Origin of the sequence: Gordonia sp. i37 (assembly GCF_002043085.1) — a bacterium.
Taxonomy (GTDB): Bacteria; Actinomycetota; Actinomycetes; order Mycobacteriales; family Mycobacteriaceae; genus Gordonia; species Gordonia polyisoprenivorans.
In genome coordinates this window covers 1-4,189 of the sequence record NZ_MVPX01000279.1, presented here as the reverse complement: position 1 = coordinate 4,189, position 4,189 = coordinate 1, and the positions used below count along the sequence as shown (strand labels likewise).

The 4,189-nt window shown below is 67.9% G+C and carries 4 protein-coding genes; 2 read left to right on the top strand and 2 right to left on the bottom strand.

Going from position 1 to position 4,189, the window contains the following annotated elements:
* The coding region (locus B1964_RS13595) for a cytochrome c oxidase subunit II (RefSeq protein WP_079930121.1) at nt 1–932 on the top strand (932 nt) is incomplete at its 5' end.
* On the top strand, nt 929–1,345 hold the full coding sequence (locus B1964_RS13590; RefSeq protein WP_006370548.1) for a cytochrome c oxidase subunit 4: 417 nt from the start codon (nt 929–931) through the stop codon (nt 1,343–1,345). The genes B1964_RS13595 and B1964_RS13590, both read left to right, overlap by 4 nt.
* A gap of 65 nt (nt 1,346–1,410) precedes the next feature.
* On the opposite strand, the gene B1964_RS13585 is transcribed toward B1964_RS13590, so the two are convergent.
* Both B1964_RS13585 and B1964_RS13580 read right to left on the bottom strand, forming a co-directional pair.
* On the bottom strand, nt 1,411–2,652 hold the full coding sequence (locus B1964_RS13585; protein ID WP_079930119.1) for an alpha-amylase family protein: 1,242 nt from the start codon (nt 2,650–2,652) through the stop codon (nt 1,411–1,413).
* 65 nt (nt 2,653–2,717) lie between these two features.
* A partial coding sequence (locus B1964_RS13580; RefSeq protein WP_253193995.1) for a bifunctional phosphatase PAP2/diacylglycerol kinase family protein occupies nt 2,718–4,189 on the bottom strand: 1,472 nt, incomplete at its 5' end.

The following is a 4,189-nucleotide window of genomic DNA, read 5'->3' as shown; positions in this document are numbered from 1 at the left end:
GGACCTGGTCGGTCATCGCGGCGTTGCTGATGGGCATCCTGGTGTGGGGTCTGATCTTCTGGACCATCCCCTTCCACCGTCACAAGGAAGGTCAGGACGAGTTCCCGCGGCAGACCGCCTACAACGTCCCGCTGGAGCTGACCTACACGGCCATCCCGTTCGTCATCATCGCGGTGCTGTTCTACTTCACCGTCATCGTGCAGACCGACGTGGAGAAGAAGACCAACGACCCGAAGGTCGTCGTCGACGTCACCGCCTTCCAGTGGAACTGGAAGTTCGGCTATCGCCAGGCCGAGGTCAACGGCCAGGAGAAGCAGTTCCCGAGCACGCTGGGCAACCCGTTCGACCTGCAGGTGCAGCAGAACACCCACGACGGTGAACCGCTGCCCGGACCGGCCAACGGCCGCGACGACGACATCCGCAACTACCTGCGGTTCGACAAGATCGAGACCATCGGCACCTCCACCGAGATCCCGATCCTGGTCCTGCCGACCGATCAGCGCATCCAGTTCGAGCTGGCGGCCGCCGACGTCGTGCACTCCTTCTGGGTGCCGGAGTTCCTGTTCAAACGTGACGTGCTGCCGTTCCCCGAGCAGAACCACACCGACAACGTCTTCCAGATCGAGAAGATCGAGCGGACCGGTGCGTTCGTCGGGCGCTGCGCGGAAATGTGCGGCACCTACCACTCGATGATGAACTTCGAGGTTCGGGCGGTCTCCCCGCAGGACTTCGATCGCTACATCACCTATCGGGACACTCATCCGCAGGCGACCAATGCCCAAGCGCTGGAAGCGATCTGCCAGCAGCCCGAGTCGGTGGTGACGGTTCCGTTCGACACCCGCCGCAAGAGCAATGGCACCGCCGCCGCGACCGGCGACCCGAACAACACGCGGCTGGCAGGCTGCACGATCAAGGAGAGTGACTTCCAGTGAAGATCGAAGCCCGGCTCTTCGAGCTCCTGACGGCCTTCTTCTTCCTCGCCGGCGTGATCTACACGCTGTGCACGGCGTTCACCTCGCATGGCGTGGAATGGGTCGGCGTGGTCGGCATGTACTTCAGTGCCGGTCTGACCCTCATCGCCGGAACCTACTTCCGGTTCGTCGCGCGACGCGTCGAGATCCGTCCGGAGGATTACGAGGACGCCGACATCGAGGACGGCGCCGGTGAACTCGGCTTCTTCAGCCCGCACTCGTGGTGGCCGATCCTGCTCGCGGCCTCGGCCGCGATGTTCGCGATCGGATTCGCCACCGGCAACATCTGGTTCTGCATCTTCGCCGCGGCGTGCATCATCTCTGCCGCCGCCGGAATGGTGTTCGAATACCACGTCGGCCCCGAAAAGCACTGAGAGCGAACTCTTCACGTTCTGATCGGCGCGGTGCACGCTTCTCGCGTGCCCCGCGCCGATCGCGTTCAACCGAGCGACGACCAGAGCGTGGCGCCGGCTGCATCGTCGATGCGGACCTGCGGGTGGTCGTCGAGATCGATGTGGACGTCGATCCATTCGCCGCCGTGCGCGGCACTGCTGCGGTAGCTGTATCGCGTGTTGGTCAGCGTCAATGACTCGGTTCTCGCCGTGACGAGCCACGGGTGCCTGCGGCGTAAACCGATCAGATCCTGGTGCGCCCGCATGATGTCGCGGCCCCAGTCGGCGAGCTCGGCCGGGGTGTCGGGAAAGGCCGGTCGGACCGCGTCGTCGCCGCCCACCCGCTCCTCCTTGATCCCGGTGAATCCCTGCTCGTCGCCGGAGTACACCGACGGGACACCGCCGACGGTGAGCAGGATCGCCGCGGCGAGAACGGCGTGATCGGGTCCGACGAGGCTCGCGATGCGGGTGACGTCGTGATTGCCGACGAAGGTGTTCGGCACGAACCGCGCCAGGAATTCGTTGTGGCGCACCAGGGCCCAGCTCAGTTCGAACAGGTTGCGGTCGGCGATGGCCGACCAGATCGCCTTCCACAGTTCGTACTGGGTCACCGAGTCGACGCCGGAGGAGGTGACGAAGGCGCTGTAGTCGCCGTGGATGACCTCGCCGAGGAACCAGGCGTCGCCGTGCCTGCAGCGTACCTCGGGTAGCACCCGACCCCAGAAGTCGACGGGGACCGAATACGCGGCATCCAGACGCCAGCCATCGATACCGAGGTCGAGCCAGTGGTTCATCACGGCCACCGCGTGGTCGGCGGTGCGCGGGGACGCATGGTTGAGGCGCACCAACGACGAATGCCCCTCGAACACGCGGGGTCGGGGCCCGCCGTCGGCCGCCCAGTCGATGTCGAACATGTCGGACTCGGACCCGGGTCCCTCATGCAATGCACGCAGTACCGCCGGGTGCTGATCGCCGATGTGGCTGAAGACCCCGTCGAGGACCACCCGCAGTCCCCGTGCCCGACACTGCGCGACGAGATCGTCGAAATCCTGCTGCCGGCCGAGGCGGGGATCGATCCGGAACGGGTCGACGACGTCGTAGCCGTGAGCCTGCGAGGCGAAGACCGGACCCAGCAACAGCCCGGAGGCGCCGAGTTCGACGGCGTAGTCCAGCCAGTTCAGCAGACGGCGCAGTCGGGGAGCCGGGGCCGCGTCGTGGTCCCGGATCGGTGCGCCGCAGAATCCGAGAGGGTAGACATGCCACCAGATGGCGTGATCGATCCACCGCATGGTCGGGCCTCCTGTCGTGCCTCGGCAAAGGGCTGGGACGGATCGGTGTCCGGGCGGAAGCGGTCTCAGGGCTTTCCGACGACGCTGGAGCCGTACACCGTGAGGGCACGATAGGCGACGGTGAAGGTGGCTTCCCGATAGGACTCGCCGATCTCACCGTCGTGCGCGACGACCACCGGCTCCTCGGAGCTGAACGAGAACTCCGGAACCTGCATCTCCCGGTAGGAGCGGGAGCGCTGCAGGCGGCCGCTCAACAACCCGAAGACCAGCCGCGCGAACGCCCACCGTCCGCCGGCGACGAGGAAGCGGACGTCGAGGAGTCCGTCGTCGAGGCGTTCGCGACGGGCCGGGGCGAACCCGGATGAGCCGTACATCGAGTTGCCCAGCAGGAACAACGTGACGTCGAGGTCCTCGCCGTCCACCCGGATGCGTTGCGGTTGGGAATGGCGCAGGACATGCAGGATCGCCAGGGTGCTGGCCAGTGCCTTTCCGGTCCGGCCTTCGAGGCGTTCGCGTGCACGCACGAAATGCGGGTAGGAGCCGATGCTGGCGGTGTTCAGCACGACCCGATCCGACCCCAGCCAGGCCGCGTCGACGCGGGTCACCCGCCCCTCACGCAGTGCGGCGATCGTGTCGTCGGCGGTCGTGGCCCCGATGTCGCGGGCGAAGTGATTGAACGTGCCGCCGGGGAAGACCGCGAGCGGGGTGTCGGTCGCCAGCGCCGCGGCCGCCGCGGTGGCGACCGTCCCGTCGCCACCGCAGACGGCGAGCACGTCGCAATCCTCGGCGGCGTCGCGGGCGATCGCGGCGAAGTCGTCGCCGGAGTCGAGCTCCACGACTCGGGCGGCGGGCAACTCGGCGCGGATCCGGTCGCGGATCCGCGCACCCCGGCCGTCGCCGGACGCCGGGTTCAGCAACACGGTCACGTTGGCGCCGTCGGTGACCTCCGGTGCCTCGTCACGGGTGGGTCGGGGGATCGAGATCCGGCGACGGGTGATCGGCGGTGCGATCTGGCCGCCCGCGGTCGCCACGGCCGCACCGATTCCCAGGCCGATCGCCACATCTCCCGGATAGTGCACGCCGGTCGCCACCCGGGAGAAGCCGACGAGACCGGCCAGTGCCGACATCGCCAGTCCCGCAAGGGGACTTTCGATCGCCACGCCGGTGGCGAAGGCGGCAGCGCTCGCGGAGTGCCCCGACGGCAGCGAGTTGGAGGTCGGGAGTGTTCGGCTTCGGCGGGGCGCAGGCACCAGGGTGGCGGTCGGGCGGGGCCGTCGTCGCAGGCGCTTGGCGACCTGATTGGTGACCAGACTGGTGACGGCCAGCGAGCCGAGCCCTCGCACGGCACCGCGCTGCAGACCGGGCCGGCCGCTGGCGGCGAGTCCGATGGCGATGGCGATCCACAACTTGCTGTGGTCGGCCGCACGTGTCAGCGGTGGCATCGTGGCGTCGAGCAGCGGGCTGGGGGAGCGGGCGATGGAGTCGTAGACGGCGGCGTCGAGGGACCCGAGGCCGCGGGTCACGCGATCGGCTCCCC

Bases quoted from the DNA above. Each gene is read 5' to 3' on its own strand.
- B1964_RS13585 (WP_079930119.1), bottom strand. From the start codon at position 2,652: ATGCGGTGGATCGATCACGCCATCTGGTGGCATGTCTACCCTCTCGGA.